The organism is Leucobacter celer subsp. astrifaciens (genome assembly GCF_001273835.1).
GTDB classification, from domain to species: Bacteria; Actinomycetota; Actinomycetes; order Actinomycetales; family Microbacteriaceae; genus Leucobacter; species Leucobacter celer.
Genome location: NZ_JHEI01000136.1, coordinates 66,867 through 91,759, shown reverse-complemented (window position 1 = coordinate 91,759; position 24,893 = coordinate 66,867). Strand labels below are relative to the sequence as shown.

General features: G+C 70.4%; 22 protein-coding genes. 6 read left to right on the top strand and 16 right to left on the bottom strand.

All coding sequences use genetic code 11. The features are described 5' to 3' along the window. Positions 1-5: 5 nt before the first annotated feature. From hisG to rpe, 3 genes are all read right to left on the bottom strand, one after another. Complete coding sequence (hisG, locus tag AMS65_RS08535; protein ID WP_053383751.1) at positions 6-848, bottom strand: ATP phosphoribosyltransferase; 843 nt, start codon at positions 846-848, stop codon at positions 6-8. A 108-nt stretch (positions 849-956) separates the two neighbouring features. Further along, positions 957-1,220, bottom strand: coding sequence for a phosphoribosyl-ATP diphosphatase (locus AMS65_RS08530; protein WP_053383750.1), 264 nt, complete (start codon positions 1,218-1,220; stop codon positions 957-959). 30 nt (positions 1,221-1,250) lie between these two features. After that, positions 1,251-1,913, bottom strand: a complete 663-nt coding sequence (rpe, locus tag AMS65_RS08525) for a ribulose-phosphate 3-epimerase (RefSeq protein WP_053383749.1) — start codon at positions 1,911-1,913, stop codon at positions 1,251-1,253. A 76-nt stretch (positions 1,914-1,989) separates the two neighbouring features. Between rpe and AMS65_RS19400 the strand changes: the two genes are divergently transcribed. Continuing rightward, entirely contained in the window at positions 1,990-3,498 is a 1,509-nt protein-coding gene (locus tag AMS65_RS19400; protein ID WP_053383748.1) for a hypothetical protein, read from the top strand. Between the two features lie 31 nt (positions 3,499-3,529). Here AMS65_RS19400 and AMS65_RS08515 read toward each other — a convergent pair whose 3' ends face one another. The 3 genes from AMS65_RS08515 to AMS65_RS08505 all read right to left on the bottom strand — a co-directional run bounded on the left by AMS65_RS08515 (position 3,530) and on the right by AMS65_RS08505 (position 7,398). After that, positions 3,530-4,861 carry an MFS transporter gene (locus AMS65_RS08515; RefSeq protein WP_053384117.1) on the bottom strand — a complete coding sequence of 444 codons (1,332 nt, stop codon included), beginning with the start codon at positions 4,859-4,861 and terminating at the stop codon, positions 3,530-3,532. A gap of 129 nt (positions 4,862-4,990) precedes the next feature. Beyond that, a complete protein-coding gene (locus AMS65_RS08510; RefSeq protein ID WP_083451570.1) occupies positions 4,991-6,484 on the bottom strand; it encodes an RsmB/NOP family class I SAM-dependent RNA methyltransferase in 1,494 nt (497 codons plus the stop codon). Beyond that, positions 6,481-7,398: a methionyl-tRNA formyltransferase gene (locus AMS65_RS08505; protein ID WP_053383747.1), complete on the bottom strand. Its 918-nt coding sequence runs from the start codon at positions 7,396-7,398 to the stop codon at positions 6,481-6,483. Before AMS65_RS08505 ends, AMS65_RS08510 begins: the two co-directional genes overlap by 4 nt. Before the next feature lie 220 nt (positions 7,399-7,618). On the opposite strand from AMS65_RS08505, the gene trpB reads away from it, so the two are divergent. Then, positions 7,619-8,836 carry a tryptophan synthase subunit beta gene (gene trpB, locus AMS65_RS08500; protein ID WP_053383746.1) on the top strand — a complete coding sequence of 406 codons (1,218 nt, stop codon included), beginning with the start codon at positions 7,619-7,621 and terminating at the stop codon, positions 8,834-8,836. A gap of 13 nt (positions 8,837-8,849) precedes the next feature. Here trpB and AMS65_RS08495 read toward each other — a convergent pair whose 3' ends face one another. The 4 genes from AMS65_RS08495 to AMS65_RS08480 form a co-directional block, all read right to left on the bottom strand. Continuing rightward, positions 8,850-10,979, bottom strand: a complete 2,130-nt coding sequence (locus AMS65_RS08495) for a primosomal protein N' family DNA-binding protein (protein WP_053383745.1) — start codon at positions 10,977-10,979, stop codon at positions 8,850-8,852. Positions 10,980-10,986: 7 nt separating this feature from the next. Then, positions 10,987-12,183, bottom strand: a complete 1,197-nt coding sequence (gene metK / locus AMS65_RS08490) for a methionine adenosyltransferase (protein WP_053383744.1) — start codon at positions 12,181-12,183, stop codon at positions 10,987-10,989. A 155-nt stretch (positions 12,184-12,338) separates the two neighbouring features. Then, the gene (rpoZ, locus tag AMS65_RS08485; RefSeq protein WP_053383743.1) at positions 12,339-12,632 is read right to left on the bottom strand and encodes a DNA-directed RNA polymerase subunit omega; all 294 of its coding nucleotides are present in this window, start codon (positions 12,630-12,632) and stop codon (positions 12,339-12,341) included. A 67-nt stretch (positions 12,633-12,699) separates the two neighbouring features. After that, positions 12,700-13,347, bottom strand: a complete 648-nt coding sequence (locus AMS65_RS08480) for a hypothetical protein (RefSeq protein ID WP_053383742.1) — start codon at positions 13,345-13,347, stop codon at positions 12,700-12,702. A 99-nt stretch (positions 13,348-13,446) separates the two neighbouring features. Between AMS65_RS08480 and AMS65_RS08475 the strand changes: the two genes are divergently transcribed. From AMS65_RS08475 to AMS65_RS08465, 3 genes are all read left to right on the top strand, one after another. Beyond that, positions 13,447-14,325 (top strand): acyl-CoA thioesterase, encoded by an 879-nt coding sequence (locus AMS65_RS08475; RefSeq protein ID WP_053383741.1) that lies wholly within the window; start codon positions 13,447-13,449, stop codon positions 14,323-14,325. A 145-nt stretch (positions 14,326-14,470) separates the two neighbouring features. Beyond that, positions 14,471-15,499: a hypothetical protein gene (locus tag AMS65_RS08470; protein ID WP_053383740.1), complete on the top strand. Its 1,029-nt coding sequence runs from the start codon at positions 14,471-14,473 to the stop codon at positions 15,497-15,499. Beyond that, complete coding sequence (locus AMS65_RS08465) at positions 15,496-16,041, top strand: RNA polymerase sigma factor (protein WP_053383739.1); 546 nt, start codon at positions 15,496-15,498, stop codon at positions 16,039-16,041. Before AMS65_RS08470 ends, AMS65_RS08465 begins: the two co-directional genes overlap by 4 nt. A gap of 70 nt (positions 16,042-16,111) precedes the next feature. Here AMS65_RS08465 and AMS65_RS08460 read toward each other — a convergent pair whose 3' ends face one another. The 3 genes from AMS65_RS08460 to AMS65_RS08450 all read right to left on the bottom strand — a co-directional run bounded on the left by AMS65_RS08460 (position 16,112) and on the right by AMS65_RS08450 (position 19,031). Then, positions 16,112-16,579: an acyl-CoA thioesterase gene (locus tag AMS65_RS08460; RefSeq protein WP_053383738.1), complete on the bottom strand. Its 468-nt coding sequence runs from the start codon at positions 16,577-16,579 to the stop codon at positions 16,112-16,114. A 74-nt stretch (positions 16,580-16,653) separates the two neighbouring features. Beyond that, on the bottom strand, positions 16,654-18,336 hold the full coding sequence (ettA, locus tag AMS65_RS08455) for an energy-dependent translational throttle protein EttA (RefSeq protein ID WP_053383737.1): 1,683 nt from the start codon (positions 18,334-18,336) through the stop codon (positions 16,654-16,656). Between the two features lie 194 nt (positions 18,337-18,530). Continuing rightward, the gene (locus AMS65_RS08450) at positions 18,531-19,031 is read right to left on the bottom strand and encodes a DUF6993 domain-containing protein (protein WP_241489389.1); all 501 of its coding nucleotides are present in this window, start codon (positions 19,029-19,031) and stop codon (positions 18,531-18,533) included. 265 nt (positions 19,032-19,296) lie between these two features. On the opposite strand from AMS65_RS08450, the gene ssb reads away from it, so the two are divergent. Continuing rightward, entirely contained in the window at positions 19,297-19,842 is a 546-nt protein-coding gene (ssb, locus tag AMS65_RS08445) for a single-stranded DNA-binding protein (protein ID WP_053383736.1), read from the top strand. A gap of 5 nt (positions 19,843-19,847) precedes the next feature. Here ssb and msrA read toward each other — a convergent pair whose 3' ends face one another. From msrA to dnaE, 3 genes are read right to left on the bottom strand one after another with little or no spacing between them, the layout of a single operon-like run. Further along, positions 19,848-20,387, bottom strand: a complete 540-nt coding sequence (msrA, locus tag AMS65_RS08440) for a peptide-methionine (S)-S-oxide reductase MsrA (protein ID WP_053384114.1) — start codon at positions 20,385-20,387, stop codon at positions 19,848-19,850. 2 nt (positions 20,388-20,389) lie between these two features. Beyond that, on the bottom strand, positions 20,390-21,220 hold the full coding sequence (gene nadE / locus AMS65_RS08435; RefSeq protein ID WP_053383735.1) for an ammonia-dependent NAD(+) synthetase: 831 nt from the start codon (positions 21,218-21,220) through the stop codon (positions 20,390-20,392). A 57-nt stretch (positions 21,221-21,277) separates the two neighbouring features. Then, positions 21,278-24,787 (bottom strand): DNA polymerase III subunit alpha, encoded by a 3,510-nt coding sequence (gene dnaE / locus AMS65_RS08430; protein ID WP_053384113.1) that lies wholly within the window; start codon positions 24,785-24,787, stop codon positions 21,278-21,280. Positions 24,788-24,893: the final 106 nt, after the last annotated feature.

The window sequence follows — 24,893 nt, the reverse complement described above, 5'->3', positions numbered from 1 at the left end:
TCCTGTCAGAAACGGGCCGCGTGCACCTGCGTCACGAAGATGCCCTTCGCGCCGACCTCGTACAGCCGGTCCATCACATCGTTCGCGTCGTCGCGCAGCACCATGACGCGCACCGCGACCCAGCCCTCCTCCTTCAGCGGGGAGACCGTCGGCGACTCGATGCCGCTCGCGATGGCGGTCGCAGCCTCGATCCGAGCGACCGGCAGGTCGTACTCCAGGATCGCGTACTTGCGCGCCACGAGCACGCCCCTGAGCCGGCGGAGCAGCCGCTCGCTGTCGGGGTGCGCGGTCGGCCCGCCGATGAGCAGGGCCGTGGACTCGAGGATCACGGGGCCGAAGATGTCGAGGCCCGCAGCGCGCAGGGTCGCACCGGTCGACACGACGTCGGCCACCGCATCGGCCACGCCGAGCTGCACCGCCGACTCCACGGCGCCGTCGAGCTTGACGAGCATCGCCTCCACGCCGCGCGCCCGCAGGAAGTCGTCGACGAGCTTCGGATAGCTGGTCGCGACGCGCTTGCCGGCGAGGTGGGCGATGTCGGAGATGTCCCCGCCGGCGGGGGCCGCGAAGCGGAAGGTCGAGTCGGCGAAGTCGAGCGCGGCGATCTCCACGGCGCCGGATCCCGAGTCCAGCAGCAGATCCCGGCCGGTGATGCCGACGTCGAGCGCGCCCGATCCGACGTAGGTCGCGATGTCGCGCGGGCGCAGGTAGAAGAACTCGACGCCGTTGCGGGTGTCGGTGTGCACGAGCTTGCGGCTGTCCCGGCGTCCCGAGTAGCCCGCCTCCGCGAGCATCTCGGCGGCGATCTCGGAGAGCGATCCCTTATTGGGAACGGCGATGCGCAGCATGATGGTGGTGGAATCCTTCCGTGTCGGCCGACGGTGCGCCGGCCAGGGTGATGAGGTCAGCGAAGAAGCGTCGGCGAGTGGGGATCCGGAACGACCCACCGACCGACGCTAGAGATGCGCGTAGACGTCCTGGAGCGTCAGCCCCTTCGCGAGCATGAGCACCTGCAGGTGGTAGAGCAGCTGGCTGATCTCCTCCGCGCATGCCTCGTCGCTCTCGTGCTCGGCGGCCATCCACACCTCGGCGGCCTCCTCGACGATCTTCTTGCCGATCGTGTGCACGCCGGCGTCGAGGCGCGCGACGGTGTCGCTGCCCTCGGGGCGCGAGGCGGCCTTCTCACTGAGCTCGGCGAACAGCTCATCGAACGATTTCACGTGACTACACTACCGCGTTCTCGGGCAGCTTCAGTGCCGGTGCGCGGCGGCGGCGATCCGGAGCTCCGCGATGCGGTCCTCGGGCACGCCCCCGTAGACCGCGGATCCCGCGACGAAGGTGTCGGCCCCGGCTTCGGCGGCGATCCCGATCGTGTCCTTCGAGATCCCCCCGTCGACCTGCAGCCAGAGATCGAGCCCCAGCCGAGCCTTCGCCTCCGCGAAACGGCGCAGCTTGGGCATCATGTCGGCCATGAAGGACTGGCCGCCGAACCCCGGCTCCACCGTCATCACGAGCACCTGATCGAACTCCGGGAGCAGCTCGAGATACGGTTCGGGGTCGGTGCCGGGCTTGAGCGCGATGCCCGCGCGGGCCCCGATCTCCCGCAGACGGCGCGCGAGCGCCACCGGATCAGCCGCGGCCTCGGCGTGGAAGGTCACCGAGTAGGCGCCCAGCTCGGCGTAGCCGGGGGCCCAGCGGTCGGCATCGGAGATCATGAGGTGCACATCGAGCGGCACCGGCGAGACCGCCTGGATACGTTCGACGATCGGCGGCCCCATGGTGAGGTTCGGCACGAAGTGGTTGTCCATGACGTCCACGTGCACGAGATCGGCCGTGGCGATGGCTTCGAGTTCGGCCTGCAGGTTCACGAAGTCGGCGGACAGGATGCTCGGGTTGATGCGCTGCGCGGTCACCTCTCAAGCCTACGGCGTTCCCGCCCCGTGCGCCGCCGACCCGACACCGCGGACCCGAGCGCATAGGCTGGAGGGTATGAGCGATTCGCCTGAGAACCCGCAGCAGCCCGATCCCGAATCGACGACGCCGGAACCGTCGAAGAGCACGACGCCGACGAACGAAGCGCCCGAGCCGGTCGAACCCGAACTGACCGAGCCCGAGCCCACCTCGGAGGCTCCGGCCGGCCTCGCCCCCTCCCCCGGCCTGGCTCCGCCCACTGGAATCCAGCAGCCCGCCGACTTCCAGCCGCCGCAGGGGTATGCACCCCCGCAGGAGTTCCAGCCGCCGCAGGGATACGCGCCCCCGCAAGGCTTCCAGCCCCCGCAGGGTTTCCAGCCGCCGCAGGGCTATGCGCCCCCGCAGGCTCAAGCCGCTCCGCAGGGCCAGGTGCCGCAGCAGGGTTATGTCCCGCAGCAGGGCTATGCCCCCCAACAGAGTTATGCCCAGCAGGATCCGGCCGCACCGCAGGGCTTCCCCGAGCAGCAGGGCCAGGCGGCACCGCAGCCTCCGCAGCCGAAGCGCGGTCTGCCGACCGGGGCCATCATCGGCATCATCGCCGGCGCGGTCGTGCTCCTGCTGCTGATCGTGGGCGGCATCTTCGCGATCGGCTCGCTCTTCAACCGCGGCACGAGCGGAAGCGTTTCGACACCGGAGGTCGGCAGCAGGTCGGCGGCCACCCCGACGGAGGCGGTCGAAGAGTATCTGCAGGCGCTGGCCGACGGCGACGCCGCCACGGCGCGCACGATCGCGGGCGGCAGCTCGTCCGACCGGCTGCTCTCCGACGAGGTGCTCGCCCGGTCGAACGAGCTCGCACCGATCACCAACATCGTGGTCGAGGAGGAGTCCGCGTCGCAGAGCGACTACGACGCCGTCGTCACCGCGACCTTCGACGTGGGAGACGAGACCGTGACGCGCGACTTCCGCGTCTGGGACTCGTACCAGAACGGCTGGGAGCTCTCCGACGGTCTGATGCGCATGTCGCTGACGAGCTTCGACGGCCTGGGGCTGACCCTGAACGGCGTCGACCCCGGAGACGACTACGTCAGCTTCTTCCCCGGCGCGTACCAGTTCGAGCTGGAGATGGACGCGTTCCGGCTGAGCAGCGACGATGACGTGTTCGTGCTCGCCACCGACGACAACCTCACGCCGATGTACGAGCTGCGCCCCGTGCTCACCGACGATGCGACGGAGATCTTCCGCGATCTCGTGCGGGAGTCGCTCGAGGAGTGCATCGCGATGACCGCCCTCACCACGCCGTGCGGCCTCGACGTCTCGGAGGAGCTGAACGACGGATCGATCCCCGTGCCCGACACCGCGCAGCGCACCCTCACACCCGAGGGCGACGCCGCGCTCAAGAAGCTCGAACCGACCTCCGGCTACGAGGCACCCTCGCTGGTCAGCGCCAACGACTACATCCGCATCACGACGACCATCGAGGCTGACCGGGACGGCGAGCGCGTCAGCGGCGAACTGCTCTTCGGCGGCGACCTGCGCCGGCCCTACGTCGACTTCGCAGAGGACCAGCTCGAGGTGGTCTGGCAGTAGCGCGCGGCCCCGGCCGGGGCGACCGCGGCGATCAGGATTCCTCCGCCGCGCGAGTCCCGGTCGGCGACGAGCCTGAGCTCTCGGCGAAACTGCGAGAGAGCACCCGATAGTAGCGCGTGAACATCGCCCCGACGGCGAGTGCGATCATCGCGATCCCGGACCAGAAGAAGATGAGCGCGATCCCGCGGCTCTCGCCTGCTCCGAGCAGCCATCCCCAGGCCTCCTGGCCCTCGGGGCGATCCATGTACGGCACCACCCAGAACTCGGCGATGGGCGCGATCAGGAACGATGTGATCGGCGCCGCCGCGGCTTCGAAGGTCATGGCGAGCCCGAACACGCGCCCCTGCTTCTCGTAGGGCACCACCCGTTGGATCACCGTCTGCTCCGCGGCCTCGATCGCCGGCATCATCGCCATGAACAGCCAGATGCCGGCGATGAAGAGCCACGGCCACTCGCGCACGGTGAAGAGCGCCCCGAGTACGCCGAGCAGCGCGACCAGCACCAGCATGGTGCGGATGGGGTTCTCGCCGAGCCCCCACTTCGCGACGATCGCGCCGCCCACGATGAACCCCGTCGAGGCGAGCCCGAACACGAGACCCCAGATCTCCACGCGGAACATGTTCAATCCGTACGGGTCGAGCAGCGCCATGAAGACGCCGCCCGACAGGTTGTTCAGCATCGTGAAGATGACGAGCGCGAACAGGCCGGGAACCGCCAGCATCGCCGCCATGCCGCCCTTGAAGTCGACGGCGCTGCGTTCCGGATCGTGGACGATCTCGGGTTCGGGGATGCGCAGCAGATGCAGGTGGACGATCGGGACGGCGACGAACACGGTCGCGATCAGCATGGTCGGCCCCATGCCCAGGAAACCGACCGAGAGGCCGCTGAAGACGCTCGTGGCGATGAAGGCGATCCCCTGCACCGTGCCGACGAGCCCGTTCGCGTTCGCGTGCCGTTCGACGGGCACGAGCAGCGTCACCGTGGTCGCGAGCGCGAGGTTGCGCATCAGCTCCACCACGCAGCCGGCGAGCAGGATCAGCGTGAAGGCCCAGAACCAGGGCCCTCCGATGTTCAGCAGCGTGTCGGCCGGGATCATGAAGAAGATGAGGCAGCCGATGATGAACGCGACGAGCGACGACCACGCCGAGATCAGCATGACGCGCTGCTTGCGCAGCCGGTCCACGAGGGAGCCGAACCACATCGAGCTCAGTGCGAGCAGCATCATGTAGGCGCCGCCGAGTACGCCGGTCGCGAGGATGCTCCGCGTCTCCAGGTACACCCAGAACACGACCGCGAACCACAGGAAGTTGGTCGTCAGGTTCGCGACGGCCGTGTTGACGAGCACGTGCAGGAACGTGCGCATCCCGCCCTCGGGAGGCGCGGGACCCGGTCGGGAGGGAGCCGCCTCGGGATCGGGGCCGCTCTGCGATGCGTCGGTGCTCATGCAAGAAGCGTAGGGCGCACCACCGACATCGCGCCAGGGGCGGCTCGCTCAGCTCCCTCGTTCGATGAGCGCGATGAACATGGCGTCGGTGCCGTGACGGTGGGGCCATAGCTGCGCGCTGAGGGCGTCCCCCGCGAGATCGAGTTCCTCTCGCGCGACGCCGCGCAGCACCGCCTTCGCGTCGAGCTCCCGGAGCTCCGGGTGCCGCTTCAGCAGGCGGTCGACGGCGACGCGGGTCTCGGCGAGATGGGGCGAGCAGGTGACGTAGCCGAGCACGCCCCCCGGCGCGAGCCTCGCGACCGCCGCATCGAGCAGCTCGCCCTGCAGGGCGGTCAGCTCGGGCAGGTCCGACGGCTGCTTGCGCCAGCGCGCCTCGGGCCTCCGTCGCAGCGCGCCGAGCCCCGAGCAGGGGGCGTCGACCAGGATCCGGTCGTACGCCGCGTCCCGGCCCCCGTAGGCCTCCGCGTCGCGCCCGTCGTGCGACACGACCTCGACCGCCTCCGTCACCGCGGCCACCGCGCGCCGCACGAGCTCCGCCCGGTGCGAGGACACCTCGTTGGCGCGCAGAGCGGCGCCGCCCAGCAGGGCCTCCGCGCCGAGCACGGCGGTCTTGCCGCCGGGCCCGGCGCACAGGTCGAGCCAGCGCTCGCCCGGCGCCACGACGCCGACCCTCGTCAGCGCGAGCGCCGCGAGCTGCGATCCCTGGTCCTGCACGCGCACCCGACCCTCAGGCGCGTCGAGCGCAGCGACGACCCGCGCCGGATCGCCCCCGGCCAGCTCCAGCCCGATCGGGGAAGGTCCGCTCGCCGCGAGACCGGGGCCGTGAGCCGCGGCGGCAGCGGCGTCGAGCCCCGATCCGGGCAGGACCGCAAGGCTCACACGCGGAGATGCGTTGTCGGCGGCGAGCAATTCCTCGAGCTCCGCCTCGCGCCCCTCCGAGCGCAGGGCATCCCGCAGCGCGCGCAGCACCCATGCCGGATGAGAGGTGCGGATCGCGAGCTCCTCGTCGGGGGTGCGCGACTCCTCCGCGATCCGCGCGTCCCACTCCTCGTTCGAGGACCGGCCGATCGCGCGCAGCACGCCGTTGACGAAGCCGGCCGCGTTCGGGTTCGCCACGCGGCGCTGCAGCTCGACGCTCTCGTTCACGGCCGCGTGCGCGGCGGTGCGCATGCTCAGCAGCTGGTGGACGCCGAGGCGCAGCACGTTCAGCGTGCGTGAATCGATCTCGGCCGCGCTGCGCCCGGCCGCGAGCTCGATGATGCGGTCGTAGCGCCCTCGTCCGCGGAGCGCGCCGGCGGCGAGCTCCGTCGCGAGCCCCGCGTCGCGCCCGTCGAGACGGGCCTCGCGGATTCGAGCGGGAAGCGCGAGGTTCGCGTACGCATCACGATCCTCGACATCGCGCAGCACGTCGTAGGCGACCAGGCGCGCCGGCGAGATCTCGGCGCGCGGTGCGCGCGGGCCGCGGCCGGCCGGCCGCTGATGACGCCCCTGGGGACGCCCCTGGGAGCGGCCCCGGTTCCCGCTCCGTTCCCCGGCACTCATCGCACCACCGCTTCCCCGCCGCGACCGCGCAGCCACGCCGCGCCGTCCATCGCGGGCTTCCCCGCGGGCTGCACGCGCACGAGTTCGAGCGCTCCGTCCGCCAGGTGCAGAACCGCGGATCCGCCGCTCATCACCACGACACCGGGTGCGCGGGCTCCCGCATCCACGGCTGCGGGGCGCACCTCGTGCAGCTTCAGGGGCTGCTCGTCGTACAGCACGAAGCCGCCGGGTTCGGGAGTGACGCCCGCCCAGTGGGCGAGCACCGCGGAGGCGGGTCGCACGAGGTCGAGGCGCCCGTCCTCGCGGGAGAGCTTGTGCGCGTAGGTGGCCTCGCCCTGCTGCGGCAGCCCCGCTCCCGGATCGGCCGCGAGCGCGTCGACCGCGGCGAGCAGCGCGCCGGTGCCTGAGCCGGCGAGCTCCGTCAGCGCGGCGCCGGCCGTGGTTCCCGGGGCGAAGTCCTGCGCGTCACGGCTCAGCACGTCGCCGGCGTCGAGCGCCTCGACGAGCCGGAACACCGTGACCCCGAGCCGCTGCTCCCCCGCCTGCAGCGCCCGCTGCACCGGAGCGGCACCGCGCCACCGCGGCAGCTCGGAGAAGTGCAGGTTGATCCACCCGTGCTCGGGCAGACCCAGCAGCGGTTGCCGCACGAGTCCGCCATAGGCGACGATCACCCCGAGTTCAGGGGCGAGCGCTCGCACCCACTCGGTCGCCGCCTCGTCGAGCCGGTTGGCCCGGTGCACCGGGATCCCGAGCTCCTCGGCGGCGAGCGCGACCGGCGACGGCGTGAGCACGCGCTTGCGCCCGAGCGGCGCGTCCTCGCGGGTGATGACCCCCGCGACCTCGTGGCCCGCGCGCACGAGCGCGTGCAGGCTGGGAACGGCGAACTCCGGGGTTCCGGCGAAGACGATGCGCATCGTCCTATTCTCGCATCTCGGGCGGGCTCGCGGATCTGCACGGCGGATCGAGCCCTGCCGCGCCGCGCCGCGATCCTGCTATGATCGCCGCATGCATTCCGTGAATCTGTGGTGGACCGCCTGAGGGCGGCCCGTCAGCGTATGCATGCACCGACACCGCCTCTCGCAGGCGGTGTTTTTCGTTTTCGAGTGGCGCAATGAAGCAAAGGAACCACGCACCATGAACGATACCCAGCTCTCCCCGGCCTCCCGCTACCGAGCGGACGAGAACGGCTACTTCGGCGAATTCGGCGGCGCCGTGCTTCCGCCGTTCCTCGTGGAGCCGATGGCCGAGGTCGCGACGGCCTACGAGGCCGCGAGGCGGGATCCCGCGTTCGCGGATGAGCTGCAGGCCCTGCTCACGAAGTACGTGGGTCGCCCTTCCCTGCTCTACTTCGCCGAGAACCTCACTCGCGAGCTCGGCGGCGCGCGGGTCTACCTGAAGCGCGAGGATCTCAACCACACCGGCGCCCACAAGATCAACCACACGCTCGGCGAGGCCCTGCTCGCGAAGCGCATGGGCAAGAGGAAGGTGATCGCCGAGACCGGGGCCGGCCAGCACGGCGTTGCGCTCGCGACGGCCGCGGCGCTCGTGGGACTCGAGTGCGAGATCCACATGGGCGCGATCGACGTCGAGAAGCAGCACCCCAACGTGGTGCGCATGGAGCTGCTGGGGGCGCAGGTGGTGCCCGTCGAGCGCGGCGGCCGGTCGCTCAAGGAGGCCGTCGACTCGGCGTTCGAGGTCTACGCGGCCGCCCCCGACGAGTACCTCTTCGCCATCGGCTCGGTCGTCGGCCCGCACCCGTTCCCCACCATGGTGCGCGACTTCCAGTCGGTTGTCGGCCGCGAGGCCCGCGCGCAGATCCTCGAGGCCGAGGGGCGCCTGCCCGACGCGCTCGTGGCCTGCGTCGGCGGCGGCTCGAACGCGATGGGGTTGTTCGACGCGTTCCTCGAGGACGAATCGGTGCGCATCATCGGCGTCGAGCCCGCCGGCGAGGGCCTCGACACCGACCGCCACGCGGCGACCATGACCCTCGGGGTGGTCGGCGACATCCACGGCATGCACACCAAGGTGCTGCTCGGAGCCGACGGCGAGCCCGCCCCCGTGCACTCGATCGGCTCGGGTATCGACTATCCGGGCGTCGGCCCGCAGCATGCGCACCTGGAGCAGATCGGCCGCGCCGAATACGTGTCGGTCACCGACGACGAGGCGCTCGCCGCGTTCCAGCTGCTCACGCGCACCGAGGGCATCATCCCCGCGCTCGAGTCGTCGCACGCGCTCGCCCACGTCGTGAAGCTCGCCCCGACCCTGGCCCCGGACGCGATCGTCATCGCGAACCTCTCGGGCCGCGGTGACAAGGACGTCGACTTCGTGGCGGAGCGTCTGCGCGGCGAGTAGCGGGCCCGCGCACCTACCCGTCGAAGACGCCGCGATCGTCGAATCGCAGCCGGAGCGCCTCGGGCCGCGCCCGCCCCGGGGCGCGGCCGCGGGTGCGGGACGAGGATCCCGCGGCGTCGGCGACGAGCGCCCCGCGCAGGCGGCTCGCGACCTCGTCGCCCTGCCCGTAGTCGAAGCGCACGATCGCGCGCACGAGTCCCGCGGGGGTCTTCGCCGGCCCGCCGGGCGGGATCGGGGTCGGCCCCAGGTGATCGACCCCGGCGAGACCCGCCAGCTGCTGCAGCGCGCGCTCCACCTCGTCGGGACCGCCGCTGACGCTCGCCACGCGCACGGCGGGCGGGTAGCGCAGCGCGTGGCGATCCCGCAGCTCCCCGCGCAGCCACTCCTCCTCGCGGCCGGTCACGAAGGCGCGCACCACGGGCCCGCCTCCCGACGCCATCAGGCAGAGACCTTCGGGGGCGGTGAGCGCCGCCGCGTTCTCCCACCACCGCAGACAGTCCTCGCCGGCCCGCAGGGTCTCGAGGCCGAGCAGGCGTTCGATGTCGAGCAGCACCACGGCGCGGTATCCCCCCGCTGCGAGCGGCTCGGCGCCGCGGGTGGCCACGACGAGCGCCGGGCGCGCGTCGACCCGCTCGCGCGGGTGCTCACCATCGCTCAGGAGCACGCGCGCTCCCTCGAACTGCCGCTCGAACTGTTCGACCGTGCGCGCCGATCCCATCCCGCGCTCCTCGAGCCGGGTGCCGTCGCAGGTGCTGCATCGCCACTTCGTCGCGTACTCCCCGCACCAGCGGCACGAGGCGCGCCCCACCGTGCGGAAGCCGATCGGCCCGCTGCAGGCCCGGCACCTGGCCAGATCGCCGCACTCGCCGCAGACGGCGACCGGCGCGTACCCCGGCGTGGCGACCTGCACGAGCACCGGCCCGTGCCGCAGCCCCTCCCTGATGGTGCGCGCCGCGAACTCGGGCACCCGGCCCGCGAAGGCGTCCGGCGTCATGGAGGCGTCGGCGTGCACGATGCGCGCGCGCCTGGGCGGATTCTGCTGGGCGCGCACGTAGCCGATGTCGACGAGACGCTGCACCTCCGCGCTGCGCGCGTGCCCGGCGAAGAAGAGGCCCGTGGGTTCCTCCGGCGACGTCTCCGAACTCAGCGCGGCGCGCACGAGCGCGGCATCGCGGGCGTGTACGTAGGGCGTGAGGGGCTCGGCCAGCACCGGATCGCCGTCGTCCCACACGATGACGGCGCCGAGCCGGTGTGCCGGCGCGTAGACGGCGGACCGGTTGCCCAGCACGATGCGCGGCTCGGCGTCGAGCGCCCGCAGGAAGCCCGCATAGCGCTCGGCGTTGGACTGCCGGGAGTCGACGCGCACGATATCGGGGTGCCCGAATGCCGCCAGCGCGTCGCGCAGCTGATCGAGATCGCGGTAGTCGGGGGCGATGAGGATCGCGCTGCGTCCGAGCGCGTGCACGGCGATCGCGAGCCGCGCCAGGCGTGCCGCCCAGCCGCCGACCCACTCCCCCGTGTGCAGCCGCTCGGGACCGTGCGAAGCGGTGAATGCCAGACGCGCGCCCGAGACGAGCTCGAGCGCAACGGCGCTCTCCTCCGAGACGCCCTCGGCGACCGGCTCGGGCTGCTCGTCCGGGGCCGGCTGCGCTGCCGGCGTTGCCGGGGCGGCCTGGGCCGGCTGCCCATCCGGGGCCGCCGGGGCTGCCTGCTCGTCCCGCTCCGCCTGCGCGGCGAGGTGCTGCTTCTCGACCCGCACCAGCCGCGTGGGGATCGCGAGGCGCAGGATGTCTCCGGCCGAGCCGCCGGCCCGATCTGCGACGGCGCGCGCCAGCCGCCACACCTCGGGAGCGAGCAGGGGCACCCGCGTGACGATGTCGGCGATGGCCGAGAGTTCGCCCCCGAAGTCGCTGCGTTCGGCGAACTCGACGATGTAGCCGAAGCTCTTGCGCTCCTGCGAACGGAACGGCACGCGGACGCGCTGGCCGATCCGCACCTCCTCGGCGAGCTCGGGCGGAATCGCGTAGTCGAAGAGGTGGTCGAGCTGGGGCAGCGCGGAGTCGAGCAGCACGCGCGCGACGGGGCGGCCGTTCGCCGCCTCCGCCCGCTCGAACGCGCTGCCGCTCGCACCGTCCGTGGCCACGGCGCCCCTACAGGCCGGCTGCGGCCCGCAGCTCGGCGGTGCGCGGAGTGGCCTCCCAGGTGAACTCGGGAAGCTCGCGACCGAAGTGGCCGTACGCGCTCGTCTTCGCGTAGACCGGGCGCAGCAGCTCGAGGTCTCGGATGATGGCGAGCGGGCGCAGGTCGAAGACCTCGCGCACCGCGCGCTCGATGCGATCGAGCGGCACGGTCTCGGTGCCGAACGTCTCGACGTAGAGGCCGACCGGGTGGGCGCGTCCGATCGCATAGGCGACCTGGAGCTCGGCCCGGCGGGCCAGGCCTGCCCGCACGACGTGCTTGGCGACCCAGCGCATCGCGTAGGCGGCCGAGCGATCGACTTTCGACGGGTCCTTGCCGCTGAACGCGCCGCCGCCGTGCCGGCTGGCCCCGCCGTAGGTGTCGATGATGATCTTGCGGCCGGTGAGGCCGGCGTCGCCCATGGGGCCGCCGATCACGAACGGACCGGCCGGGTTGATGAAGAGCTGGGCGTCCGAGCTGTTCAGCTCCACCCGCTCGAGCACCGGCCGGATCACCTCGCGCTCCACGGCGTCGCGCAGCGCCTGCTGGGAGATGTCGCCGTGGTGCTGCGTGGAGACGACGACCGCCTCGACACTCACCGCGCGGTTCCCGTCGTAGCCGATGGTCACCTGGGTCTTGCCGTCGGGGCGCAGTTCGGGCAGCACGCCGCTCTTGCGCACCTCGGTGAGGCGCTCGGCGAGGCGATGCGCGATCCAGCTGGGGAGCGGGTGCAGCTCGGGCGTCTCATCGGTCGCGTAGCCGAACATGATGCCCTGGTCGCCGGCGCCCTGGCGGCTGAGCCCGTCGTCCTCACCGGCCTCGCCGCTGCGGACCTCGAGCGAGGAGTCGACTCCGCCCGCGATGTCGGGCGACTGCTGCCCGATCGACACCGAGACGCCGCACGAGGCGGCGTCGAACCCCATCTCGGAGCTGGTGTAGCCGATATCGCGCACGGCCTCGCGCACGATCTGGGGGATCTCGACGTAGCCTGTCGTGGAGACCTCGCCGGCGACGTGCACGAGCCCCGTGGTGACGAGGGTCTCGACGGCGACGCGAGCGCCGGGATCCTGCTCGAGCATCGCATCGAGGATCGAGTCCGAGATGCGGTCGCAGATCTTGTCCGGGTGGCCCTCGGTGACGGATTCCGAGGTGAACTGGCGCAGCGGCACGTGAGCTCCTTGCGGTGGGAAGCGGGCGGACGAGAGGGGTGCGGCGCAGGTGACGAACACCGAGGCGACGAACACCGATGCTGAAAACGCCGATGGCGCCGGACCCCATTCAGGGTATCCGACGCCACCGACAGAGCTGCGAGTGCAGCGGAAGATTACGCGCTGGTCGCGGCCGCATCCTCGGAGTCGCTCGACACGGCGGCGCGCCGACTCATGGTCAGCTTGCCCTCGACGATCTCGTGCAGCGCGATCGACAGCGGCTTGTCGTCGACCGACGAGTCGACCAGCGGGCCGACGTTGTCGAACAGATTGCCGTCGTGCAGATCCGTGTAGTAATCGTTGATCTGGCGGGCGCGCTGCGAAGCGAAGACCACCAGGGCGTACTTCGAATCGACCTTCTCGAGCAGATCGTCGATGGGCGGGTCGATGATGCCGTTGGGGTTGGCCATGTACACACTCCTCTAGTTGACCTCACTATCTTACCCGAGGATCGCCGATCCTGCTGGGAGGCCCTCGCTATCCCAGCAGCGAGCGCACGAGCACGTGCCCGCGCGCGGTGGTGAGCCGCGTCCAGGTCAGAGAGCGCGAGACGCGCACGGGATCCTCATCGCTCAGCAGCCCCATCGCCTCGGCGGCGAACGCGGCGGCGGCGGGCAGTCCCGGCGCGATCTCCGCGCCCCACACCGAGGCCCGCACGCGCTGCACCACGGCATCGCCGGGATCCTCCGGCAGCAGCGAGGCGACCCGCTCGATCCCCTCGGACGCGACGGTCGCGAGCGATGCCGCATCGACGACTCCGGCGGCGCTCCACCCGGTGACCGGCGGCAGCACTCCCGCCCAGGCCGCCAGGCTCGTGACCTCGGGCGCCTCGAGCGCCAGCCCCACGATCCCGAGACGCGCGATGCGGTCGAGCAGCGCCCGCCCCGGCACCGTCTCATCCACGGCCTCGGCCGGCGCAGCCGCGAGCTCGAACGCCCGCATCACCAGCACCACGGGCACCGCGTCGGTGATCCCGCGCGGAGCCTGCGTGCAGCCGTACACGGCCAGCACCGCCCCCCGCGTGGTGAGGCGCACGTCCTCCTGGCCCGCGCGCTGCAGGCGCTCGAGGAAGATGCGCAGATCGTCCCGGGTCGCGTGATCCGCGAGCGACAAGGTGGCAGTCATCGCACCCAGCCTAGCGAACGGGTCGCGCGCCGATCCGGCACCCGCCCGGTCATAGACTGGGGGCATCGTCCATGCAATGGAGCCGACCCAGGAGGACCCATGACCGTTTCCCCCGATCTCCTCGCCATGCTCTCGGTGCTCGACTCCGGCGCGCGCACCCGCGAAGACATCCTCACCGGGCCGGCGTTCCCCACCCCGCACGGGCGCTCCTTCGGCGGCCAGGTGCTCGGGCAGGCGATCGCCGCGGCCGGTACCACGGTGCCCGAGGATCGCATCATCCACTCGATGCACGGCTACTTCCTGCGGCCGGGCGACAGCGAGGATCGCATGACGTTCGAGGTGGATCGCCTGCACGACGGACGCTCCTTCTCCACGCGACGGGTGCAGGCCTACCAGAGCGGCCAGGTGCTGATGTCGATGATCTCGTCGTACCAGGAGCCGGACGCGGGCCTCGAGCACCAGGAGCCTGCGGATCTCGGTTCGGTGCCCGATCCCGAGTCCCTGCCCAGCGTGTGGGAGACCTACGGCCATCTGGCCAGCTCGGGCGGGGGCGGCCGGGCCTCGTGGGTGCTGAACCGGCCGTTCGACTTCCGCTACGTCGAGTCCGACATCATCCTGAACGTCCCCGAGCGCAGCAACCGCCAGCGGGTGTGGCTGCGCAGCCGCGACACCTTCGACGCGACACCGCTGCTGCACGCCGCGGCCCTCGCCTTCGCGAGCGACTATCTGCTGCTCGAACCGGTGATGCGCCGGCACGGCGTGCCCTGGGCGACACCCGGGATGCGCGGCGCGAGCCTCGACCACGCCATGTGGTTCCACCGCCCCTTCCGGGTGGACGAGTGGCTGCTCTACGAGCTCGAGTCCCCCACCGCGCAGGGCGGTCGCGGACTCACGCACGGGCGCTTCTACGACCGCACGGGCGCACTCGTCGCGAGCGTGTCGCAGGAGACGACGATCCGGCTGCCCGAGAGCGAATAGCGGGCGCTTCCGCGCGATCCGGCCCGGGCGGTTCCGCGAACAGCCGATCCGGAGCCGCGCCCGCGTGAGATCCCGTGCCGCCGATCCGTCACGTTTCCGTCGAAACCCGCAGGTACCTGAGTGACACGCGAGAATCGAGGAACTCATGACCCTGCGATCGGATACCGAGAACGGCGACGGCGCGCTCGACGCACGGCTCGCCCGGCTTGCCGCCCCGAACCCGACCATCTCTCCCGGCACCGCGCGCGCGCTCGTCGACGAGGCGGCGCGACCCGCCCGGGCGAAGCGGCGCGTGCGCAAGACCTGGAGTATCGCCGTCGGCGCGCTCCTCGTCGGCGCGCTCTCATTCCCCGCCGCCGCCGTCGCCGAGCGCATGTTCGCTGCGCAGACGGGCATCATCGATGACGGCTCCGGCACCGAGACGGTCGCCGATGAGGAGTGGATCGCCACCGACGCGCCGGACTTCGCGGAGTACATCGCCGAAGTCGCACCCCGCGGGCTCCCCGCTCCGCCCGGCTTCGACTGGGACGCCGAGGCGGCGGTCATCGCCGGATGTTACTCCGACGAAGCCGGGATGATCCAGACGGGCACACTGGTAGCCGATCTCGAACGCACCCTGTGGCTGGCCTGGCTGGCGGAGTGGATCGCGGCCGACCGCGCGGACGACGAGCCCGCCCGGGAGGCGGCGATGGCTGTGATGCGCGAGGCGCCGACATGGCCGGAGATCGTGCACTCCGACGGCGGCGGGGTGCGGTATCTGATGTGGGCGTTCCTCGCACGGATGAACGCGGACGATCCGGCCGAGCGCACGAACGCCGCCCAGGCGCTGCTGCAGCAGGACGCCGTCAACGTCGTGGTCGCGCAGCAGCAGCTCAGCTCTCAGCACGGCGAACGACCCGCGGAGGAGGAGATGCTCGTGCACAACGGTCCCTCGTTCCGCGCCGCCTACGAGCTGTGGGACGGTGTCGATCGGCAGGCATTCATCGACGGGATCTTCGACGACTTCGCCAGGCTCTCCGACCCCTACGAGACCATCGACGTGGGATCGCCGTACTGGGACGACTATGATCGTGCGCTCAGGGAGGTCGCCGCCGCGGCCGGTGTCGAGGATCCCGCGGCCGCCGTCGGGCGCGGCGGCTGGGGGCACCAGGACGAGGAGGGCGGTGCCGAATGAGCGCGAACGTTTCCGACCGCCTCGCGGCGGACACCGTGCCGATCCCGCTCTCGGAGATCCTGCGCGAAGCGGTGGATCCGCGCGAGGTCCTCGCCGAGCTGCTCCCCGAGCTCACCGGCTACTTCCTCCGCCGCCTCGGAGACGCCCACGACGCGGCCGACGCGGCCGCGGACACTCTCCTCGTCCTGCTCGGCAAGGGCGACCGCCTGCCCCGGGATCGCGAGGCGCTGCGGCAGTACGCCTACGGCGTGGCGCGCAGAGTGCTGGCCCGCGCGCGCCGCGGGCGCGTGCGGCACACGGAGCTCGCGGATCGGCTGCGCGCCGAGATCCGCAGCGAACCGACGACGACATCGCCGGACCCGGATCCCGATCTCCGCATCGCACTCGCGAAGCTCCCCGAGCGCGATCGCGAGCTGCTGCTGCTCGTGGCGTGGGAGGGTTTCGGGGTCGCCGAAGCCGGAGCGGTCCTCGGTCTCTCCCCCGGGGCGGCTCGCAAGCGGTACTCCCGGATCCGGTCCGGACTGCGCGCCGAGCTCGGGTAGCAGACGGCCGGGTCTCCGCTCACAGCGACGAACGCTGTGAGCGGAGATCCAGCGCGCTCCAGTCCCGGCCCTAGCTGCGGCGCAGCTGCAGGGGCGCGTCGGTCCAGGGCTCGACGGAGGCGCGTCCCTCGTCGGAGAGACGCACGGGCCGCAGCGTCATTCCGTCGACGATCACGATGTGCGAGATCGCTCTGGCGACGACCGTGCGCTCAGCGGCCGAGCCGTCGACGATCTCGTAGTGCACCTCGAGGCTCGATCCGCCGAGGCGGCCGATCCAGAGCTCCACGGAGACGGGGTGCTCGCTGTACTCCAGCACGCGCAGGAACTCGATCTGCTGGCTCGCGACCAGCATCTTCGGGCCGGCGGGATCGTCACCTCGGAAATGGCGCTCCATGCCGGTCGCCTCGCGACCGGATCCGAGCCAGAAGGTGCGCACGCGCGACTCCTCCAGGAATCGCGCGTAGGCCACGTTGTTGACGTGCCCGTAGGCGTCCTGATCGCCCCAGCGGAGCTCGATATCGATGTGGGTGCGCGCCACGCGACGGACCTCTCTCTGCAGTCGATTGGGAACTGACGGGCCCGGACCCCCGAGGGACCGGGCCCGAGACGTCATCAGCTCCTGGTCAGCTTGCGATAGGTGACGCGCGACGGCTTCGCCGCGTCGGGGCCGAGGCGCTCGATCTTGTTCGCCTCGTACGCCTCGAAGTTGCCCTCGAACCAGTACCAGTTCGCCGGGTTCTCCTCCGTGCCCTCGTAGGCGAGGATGTGCGTGGCGATGCGGTCGAGGAACCACCGGTCGTGCGTGATGACCACGGCGCAGCCCGGGAACTCGAGCAGCGCGTTCTCGAGGCTCGTGAGGGTCTCGACATCGAGGTCGTTGGTCGGCTCGTCGAGCAGCAGCAGGTTGCCGCCCTGCTTCAGCGTGAGCGCGAGGTTCAGACGGTTGCGCTCACCGCCCGAGAGCACACCGGCGGGCTTCTGCTGATCCGGCCCCTTGAAGCCGAAGGTCGAGACGTAGGCGCGCGACGGGATCTCGGTCTTGCCGACCTGGATGTAGTCGAGGCCGTCCGAGACGACCTCCCACACCGTCTTCTTGGGGTCGATGCCGCCGCGGGTCTGGTCGACGTAGCTGAGCTCGACGGTCTCGCCGATCTTCAGCTCGCCGCCGTCGAGCGGCTCGACGCCCACGATCGTCTTGAAGAGCGTGGTCTTGCCGACGCCGTTCGGGCCGATGATGCCGACGATGCCGTTGCGGGGCAGGGAGAAGCTGAGCCCGTCGATCAGCGTGCGGCCGTCGAAGCCCTTGTTGAGACCCTTCGCCTCGAGCACCAGGTTGCCGAGGCGCGGGCCTGCCGGGATCTGGATCTCCTCGAAGTCGAGCTTGCGCGTGCGCTCGGCCTCCGCCGCCATCTCCTCGTAGCGGGCCAGACGCGCCTTCGACTTGGCCTGGCGGCCCTTCGCGTTGGAGCGCACCCACTCCAGCTCCTCCTTGAGGCGCTTCTGCAGCTTCTGGTCCTTCTTGCCCTGCACCTCGAGGCGAGCGGCCTTCTGCTCGAGATAGGTCGAGTAGTTGCCCTCGTACGGGTAGAGGCGGCCGCGGTCGACCTCGCAGATCCAGGTGGCGACGTGGTCGAGGAAGTACCGGTCGTGGGTCACGGCCATAACGGCGCCCGGGTACTTCGCGAGGTGCTGCTCGAGCCACAGCACGCTCTCGGCGTCGAGGTGGTTGGTGGGCTCGTCGAGCAGGAGCAGGTCGGGCTTCTCGAGCAGCAGCTTGCAGAGCGCGACGCGGCGCTTCTCACCGCCGGAGAGGTTCTTCACGATCGCGTCGGAGGGCGGGCAGCGCAGCGCATCCATCGCCTGCTCGAGCTGGTTGTCGAGGTCCCAGCCGTCGACGTGATCGATCGCCTCCTGCAGCTCCCCCATCTCGGGCAGCAGCTTGTCGTAGTCGGCGTCGGGATCCGCCATCTCCGCCGAGATCTCGTTGAAGCGGTCGAGCTTGCCCTTGATCTCGGCGACGCCCTGCTCCACGTTCTCGAGGACGGTCTTCTCCTCGTCGAGCTCGGGCTCCTGCATGAGGATGCCGACCGAGTACCCCGGGGTGAGGATCGCCTCACCGTTCGAGGGGGTGTCGATGCCCGCCATGATCTTGAGGATCGTCGACTTGCCGGCGCCGTTCGGACCGACGACGCCGATCTTCGCCCCGGGCAGGAATGCCATGGTCACGTCGTCGAGGATCACCTTGTCGCCGTGCGCCTTGCGCGCGCGGACCATCTGGTAAATGTACTCAGCCATATGCACTCTCGGGCGCTGGGGCGCCCCGAACTCCTTGCTTCGAAAGGATTGAAACGGATCCCCACTACTCTACCGCCCGCATCCGGCGGTAGCGGCCCCGGTTCCGCCGAAGCCGAGACCGCGGATCCCGAGACCGTCGGCGCGTCGGCGTCAGCGCCGGGGCGCCGGAGGGCCGGGGAGATCGCTCCTCGCGGCTACCAGTCGATCGGGCGCGTGCTCCCGATCAGGCAGATGTCGCCGTCGGGGCCGACCGCCGGCTCGTTCTGCGCCGCGAAGCTCCGGTCCCCCGTCACGAGCTGACCGATGAGGCAGTCCTCCCCGATCTGCACCGAGACGAAGATGTTGTCGGCCTCGAGGCCGGTCTGGCTGCGGTCGAAGCTGACCTGCATCGCGGACTTGTCGAAGCCCGCCGCTGCGATCGCGTCGACGACGGGCACCCCCTTCACCGGCTGGGTTCCGTCGGAGTACTCCCGCAGCACCTCCGTGAAGTAGGGCAGGTTCTGCGCTGCCGTGCCGTCGGGGACGAACTCCGGGGCGACCTCGGGCACCGCCGGGGCCTCGCGCTCCGGCGTCACGGGTGTCGGCCCCTGCAGCACGCCCTCGATGAGCGCGCACCCCGTGAGCAACGGCAGCGCGGCGCCGATCGCAAGCAGCGCGGCGGCGGATCGGCGATGGATCGATGAAACTGGGCGCACCAGGCCAGTGTACGCAATGCAGGCTGAGGAACGGCGCTGCGACGGAGCGAATCGGAACCCATCCCGCCCGAGGTTTCGCTCACAGTCGGCGGACATCGTGAACCCCGCCTGATTTCTCCACAGATCGCCGGATCCGCTCGCGGCGCCGGTTCGGATCGCGCAGGCTGAAAGAGAGCGGACGGGTCGTCTCTCGCACGGCGCGATCCGTCCGCTCGATCAGCACACGGGTTCCCGGCTCGCCCGGGGCGCATCGAAGGAGAGCACCATGTCCACCCCCATCTGCATCATCGGCACCGTCGCCACCGACCCGAGATTCTCCAGGACGAACTCGGGGGCCGCCTTCTGCTCGTTCAGAGTCGCGAGCAATGAACGGCGCTACGACCGCGAACAGGCGCAATGGGTCGACGGCGAGACGAACTGGTTCACCGTCAACGCCTTCCGCGGTCTGGCGGAGCACGCGAGCGAGTCGTTCTCGAAGGGCGATCGAGTCGTGGTGAGCGGCAGGCTCAGGATGCGGCGGTGGGAATCCGGCGAGAAGTCGGGCACCGCGGTTGAGGTGGAGTCCGATGCCCTCGGACACGACCTGCGATGGGGCGTCTCGAGGTTCACCAAGCGCTCCGGGGCCGATGCCTCCGCGACCGCCGAGAGCGCGTCTCCCGCCGAGATCCAGGGCGCCGCGTCGCCCGCGGACCCGACCGGGGGAATCACCTCGGGCGAGCAGTCCGCCTGGGTCACGGCGCCGAGCGAGGGGCAGAGCCCGTCGAGCGACACCGATGACGAGGGCGACGGTTTCGTTCCGGTCGCGGCGTAGACCGGTCAGCGCAGGTACTCGGCGAAGGAGGCGCGCACCTTGTTCACCTTGGGAACGGCGACCGCGAGGCAGTAGCCCTGCGTCGGGTTCTTCGCGAAGAAGTCCTGGTGGTACTCCTCCGCGGGATGCACCTCGCCCAGCGGCTCGATCACCGTCACGATCTCACCCGCCGCCTCCCAGTAGGCTGCGGCGCGATCCCGGGCCTCCTCGAACAGCATCCGCTGCTCGTCGCTCGAGAAGAACATGGCGGAGCGGTATTGGGTACCGACGTCGTTCCCCTGCCGGTTCAGCTGCGTCGGATCGTGCATCGTGAAGAAGGCGTCGAGGATCACCCGGGCGGGGATCACGCTCTCGTCGAAGGTGACCGCGACAGCCTCGGCGTGCCCCGTCGCCCCCGTGCACACCTGTTCGTAGTTCGGGTGCGGCGTCTCGCCGCCGGTGTAGCAGGAGAGCACCTCCGTGACCCCCCGCAGCTGCCGGTAGGCGGCGTCGAGGCACCAGAAGCAGCCTCCCGCGAGCACGAACGTCGTCGTCGATCCCGCCACGATCAGGCCTCTCTCCACCAGGTATCGAACGGCGTCACCGGGAGTCGTCGCTTGTGCTCGGTGGTCCGATAGCGACGTTCGAGGTGCTCCGCGTCCTCGGCGCCCACGTCCTCGCCCCGGAGGTAGGCGTCGATCTTCGGGTAGCCGATGCCGAGGTTCGCCTCGTCGGACTGTCCCGGATCGGCGTCCAGGAGGTCCGCCGTCGGCGCCTTCTCCCAGAGTCGGCTCGGCGCGCCGAGATGCTGCAGCATCTCGGCGCCCTGCCCCTTGGTGAGGCCGGAGAGCGGCAGGACGTCGGCGCCGCCGTCGCCGAACTTCGTGAAGAACCCCGTGATCGCCTCGGCGCCGTGGTCGGTTCCCACGACGAGCAGATCCCGGTCGCCGCCGATGGTGTACTGCGCGACCATGCGCATCCGCGCTTTGGCATTGCCCTTGGTGAGGTCGGACACCGGCTCTCCCGTGGCGTCGGCGACGGCCGAGACGATCCCGTCGACGCCCGCGCCGATGTTCACCGCGACCGAGCGGTCCGGCCGGATGAACGAGAGCGCGAGCTGCGCGTCGTCCTCGTCGTGCTGCACGCCGTAGGGCAGCCGCACCGCGATGAACTCGGCCTGGCGGCCCCGCGCACGCATGCGCTCGGCGGCGAGCTGGCTCAGCCGGCCGGCGAGCGACGAGTCCTGCCCGCCCGAGATGCCGAGCACGAAGCCTTTGCACGCCGGGATCGACATCGCGTACTCGACCAGGAAGTCGACGCGCCGCTCCACCTCCGCCGCGGGATCGATCCCGGGCAGGGAGCCGAGCGCCCCGATGATCTGCTGCTGCAACTCGCTCATGCCTTCCACACTACTCCGCACCCGTTTCACCGGGGTTACGCCGGCCGCCCGGCTCGCTCACACCAGCACGTCCTCCACGGGCAGCAGGCACTTCGGACCGAGCATCCCCTTCAGCTCGCCGAACAGATCCGAGGTGATGCGCACCTGCTCGCGCAGCTCGAAGATCCGCACCGCGGTCGGTGTGATGAGGCTGAGCCGCACCTCGCTCTCGCCCGGGTGCCGCCGCAGCGTGGACTTCAGCTCCTCCATCAGCGGCTCGGTCGCCCGCGACTCGGTGAGCGTCAGCTCGAGGGTCGACGCGTCCTCCTGCACCGCGGCGTCGATGGGTTTGACCCCGTACGCGTGCATCGACATGCCGTCGTCGCGCGAGTTCAGCTTGCCGCGCAGGGCGACGATGCTGTCGGGCTGCAGCAGGCTGCCGAACTCCTGGTACGACTTGCCCATGAAGAGCGCCTGGATCTCACCGGTGAAGTCCTCGAGGGTCACCATGCCGTAGAGGTTGCCCGATTTCGCCGTGCGGTGCTGCACGCTCGTCAGCAGTCCGGCGACCGTCACGATCTCACCGTCGAACCCGGCGCCCGTGTCGGGGTTCGTGGCCTGCGCGACGGTGATGTTCGCCTCCTTGGCGAGGGCCGCGTCGAGCCCGCGCAGCGGGTGGTCGGACACGTAGAGCCCCAGCATCTCGCGTTCGAAGGCGAGCTTGTCCTTCTTGGTCCACTCGGGCCGGTCCGGGATCTGCGAGACCGCGTCCGCGGAGTCGCCGGAGGCCTCCGCGGCCTCGGCGAAGAGGCTGTCGAAATCGAATCCGATGTTGCCGTTCTCGGCGTCGCGCTTCTCCTTGACCGCGCTCTCGATCGACTGCTCATGGATCTCCACGAGCGCCCGCCGGGTGCCTCCCAGGCCGTCGAACGCGCCGGCCTTGATGAGCGACTCGACGGTGCGCTTGTTGAGCGCGACGAGGGGCACCTTCTTCAGGAAGTCGTGGAAGCTCTCGAAGGAGCCCTTCTGCTCGCGGGCCTCGCGCACCGCCTCGACCACGTTGGTGCCGACGTTGCGGATGGCGCCGAGCCCGAAGCGGATGTCGTCCCCGACCGCCGAGAAGTTGGCGAACGAGTCGTTCACCGCCGGCGGCAGCACCTTGATGCCCATACGGCGGCACTCGTTGAGATAGATCGCCAGCTTGTCCTTCGAGTCGCCGACGCTCGTGAGCAGGGCGGCCATGTACTCGGCCGGGTAGTGCTCCTTGAGGTAGGCGGTCCAGTAGCTGACCACGCCGTAGGCGGCCGAGTGGGCCTTGTTGAAGGCGTAGTCGGAGAAGGGCAGCAGGATGTCCCACAGCGATTTGATCGCCGCGTCCGAGAAGCCGCGATCCTTCATGCCGCCGGAGAAACCCGCGTACTGCTTGTCCAGCTCGGACTTCTTCTTCTTGCCCATGGCCCGGCGCAGAATATCCGCCTGGCCGAGCGTGAAGCCGGCCACGCGCTGCGCGATCGACATCACCTGCTCCTGGTAGATGATGAGGCCGTAGGTGGTGTCGAGGATGTCCTTCAGCGGCTCTTCGAGCTCGGGGTGGATCGGCGTGATCTCCTGCAGCCCGTTCTTGCGCAGCGCGTAGTTGGTGTGCGAGTCGGCACCCATGGGACCGGGCCGGTAGAGCGCCAGCACCGCCGAGATGTCCTCGAAGTTATCGGGCTTCATGAGGCGCAGCAGGCCGCGCATGGGGCCGCCGTCGAGCTGGAACACGCCCAGCGTGTCGCCGCGCGCCAGCAGTTCGTAGGAGGGCGCGTCGTCGAGCTCGAGCCGCTCGAGGTCGAGCTCCTCGCCCCGGTTGAGGCGGATGTTCTCGAGCGCGTCGGAGATGATCGTGAGGTTGCGCAGCCCCAGGAAGTCCATCTTGATGAGACCGAGGCCCTCGCAGGTCGGGTAGTCGAACTGCGTGACGATCTGGCCGTCCTGCTCGCGCTTCTGCAGCGGGATGATGTCGATGAGCGGGTCGCTCGACATGATCACGCCCGCGGCGTGCACGCCCCACTGCCGCTTCAGTCCCTCGAGTCCGAGCGCGGTGTCGTACACCGTCTTGGCGTCGGGATCCTCCTGCAGCACGGCGCGGAACTCGGCCGCCTCCTTGTACCGCGGATGATCGGGGTCGGTGATGCCCGAGAGCGGGATGTCCTTCGCCATCACGGCGGGGGGCATCGCCTTCGTCAGCTTCTCCCCCATGCCGAAGGGGAAGCCGAGCACCCGCGAGGCGTCCTTGAGCGCCTGCTTCGACTTGATGGTGCCGTAGGTGACGATCTGCGCCACGCGCTCGTCGCCGTACTTCTCGGTCACGTACTTGATGACTTCGCCGCGACGACGATCATCGAAGTCGACGTCGAAGTCGGGCATCGAGACGCGGTCGGGGTTGAGGAAGCGCTCGAAGATCAGCCCGTGCTGCAGCGGGTCGAGGTCGGTGATCCTCATCGCGTAGGCCACCATCGATCCCGCGCCCGAGCCGCGCCCGGGACCCACCCGGATGCCGTTGTCCTTCGACCAGTTGATGAAGTCGGCGACGACGAGGAAGTAGCCCGGGAATCCCATCTGGGTGATGACGCCGATCTCGTACTCGGCCTGCTTGCGCACGTCGTCGGGGATGCCGCTCGGGTAGCGGTAGTGGAGGCCCTTCTCGACCTCCTTGATGAACCAGCTGTCCTCGGTCTCCCCGTCCGGCACCGGGTAGCGCGGCATGTAGTTGGCCGAGGTGTTGAACTCGACGTTGCAGCGCTCGGCGATGAGGAGCGTGTTGTCGCACGCCTCGGGGTAGTCGCGGAAGATGTGCCGCATCTCGGCCGCGGTCTTCAGGTAGTAGCCGGATCCGTCGAACTTGAAGCGGTTCGGGTCGTCGAGCCGGGATCCCGACTGCACGCACAGCAGCGCGGAGTGCGCTTCGGCATCGGCTTCGTGCACGTAGTGCAGGTCGTTCGTCGCGACGAGCGGGATGGAGAGGTCGCGGGCGATCTTGATGAGATCGGTCTGCACTCGGCGCTCGATCTCCAGGCCGTGATCCATCAGCTCGCAGAAGAAGTTCTCCTTGCCGAAGATGTCCTGGAACTCGGCGGCCGCCTGCCTAGCCTCCGCGTACTGGCCGAGACGCAGGCGGGTCTGGATCTCACCCGAGGGGCAGCCCGTGGTGGTGATGAGCCCCTTGCCGTAGGTCTGCAGCAGCTCGCGGTCCATGCGCGGTTTGAAGTAGTAGCCCTGCATCGAGGCGTAGCTCGACAACCGGAAGAGGTTGTGCATGCCCTCCGTCGTCTCGGAGAGCATCGTCATGTGGGTGTAGGCGCCGGCGCCTGAGACGTCGTCGCCCCCGCCGCTGCCCCAGCGCACACGGGTCTTGTCACTGCGGTGCGTGCCCGGGGTGAGGTAGGCCTCGATGCCGATGATCGGGTTGAGGCCGCGATCCTTCGCCTGCTTCCAGAAATCGAACGCGCCGAAGGTGTTGCCGTGGTCGGTGACCGCGATCGCCGGCATTCCCTGCGCCACGGCCGCGTCCATGAGCGGACCGACCCTCGCCGCACCGTCGAGCATCGAATACTCGCTGTGCACGTGCAGGTGGACGAACCCGTCTTTCTCCGACACCGATGGACCCCTCTCGCCGACCCGTCAAGGATACCCCGGGCCGCCGACGGCGCGA

Excerpts from the sequence above, each read along its gene's own strand:
- AMS65_RS08465 (WP_053383739.1), top strand. The coding sequence starts at position 15,496 with ATGAGCGCGAACGTTTCCGACCGCCTCGCGGCGGACACCGTGCCGATC.
- hisG (WP_053383751.1), bottom strand. The coding sequence starts at position 848 with ATGCTGCGCATCGCCGTTCCCAATAAGGGATCGCTCTCCGAGATCGCC.
- dnaE (WP_053384113.1), bottom strand. The coding sequence starts at position 24,787 with ATGCTCGACGGTGCGGCGAGGGTCGGTCCGCTCATGGACGCGGCCGTG.
- ettA (WP_053383737.1), bottom strand. The coding sequence starts at position 18,336 with ATGGCTGAGTACATTTACCAGATGGTCCGCGCGCGCAAGGCGCACGGC.
- AMS65_RS08515 (WP_053384117.1), bottom strand. The coding sequence starts at position 4,861 with ATGCGCACGTTCCTGCACGTGCTCGTCAACACGGCCGTCGCGAACCTG.
- AMS65_RS08505 (WP_053383747.1), bottom strand. The coding sequence starts at position 7,398 with ATGCGCATCGTCTTCGCCGGAACCCCGGAGTTCGCCGTTCCCAGCCTG.
- AMS65_RS08480 (WP_053383742.1), bottom strand. The coding sequence starts at position 13,347 with ATGACTGCCACCTTGTCGCTCGCGGATCACGCGACCCGGGACGATCTG.
- AMS65_RS08510 (WP_083451570.1), bottom strand. The coding sequence starts at position 6,484 with ATGAGTGCCGGGGAACGGAGCGGGAACCGGGGCCGCTCCCAGGGGCGT.
- AMS65_RS19400 (WP_053383748.1), top strand. The coding sequence starts at position 1,990 with ATGAGCGATTCGCCTGAGAACCCGCAGCAGCCCGATCCCGAATCGACG.
- rpoZ (WP_053383743.1), bottom strand. The coding sequence starts at position 12,632 with ATGGCCAACCCCAACGGCATCATCGACCCGCCCATCGACGATCTGCTC.
- nadE (WP_053383735.1), bottom strand. The coding sequence starts at position 21,220 with ATGAGCGAGTTGCAGCAGCAGATCATCGGGGCGCTCGGCTCCCTGCCC.
- AMS65_RS08470 (WP_053383740.1), top strand. The coding sequence starts at position 14,471 with ATGACCCTGCGATCGGATACCGAGAACGGCGACGGCGCGCTCGACGCA.
- trpB (WP_053383746.1), top strand. The coding sequence starts at position 7,619 with ATGAACGATACCCAGCTCTCCCCGGCCTCCCGCTACCGAGCGGACGAG.
- AMS65_RS08475 (WP_053383741.1), top strand. The coding sequence starts at position 13,447 with ATGACCGTTTCCCCCGATCTCCTCGCCATGCTCTCGGTGCTCGACTCC.
- ssb (WP_053383736.1), top strand. The coding sequence starts at position 19,297 with ATGTCCACCCCCATCTGCATCATCGGCACCGTCGCCACCGACCCGAGA.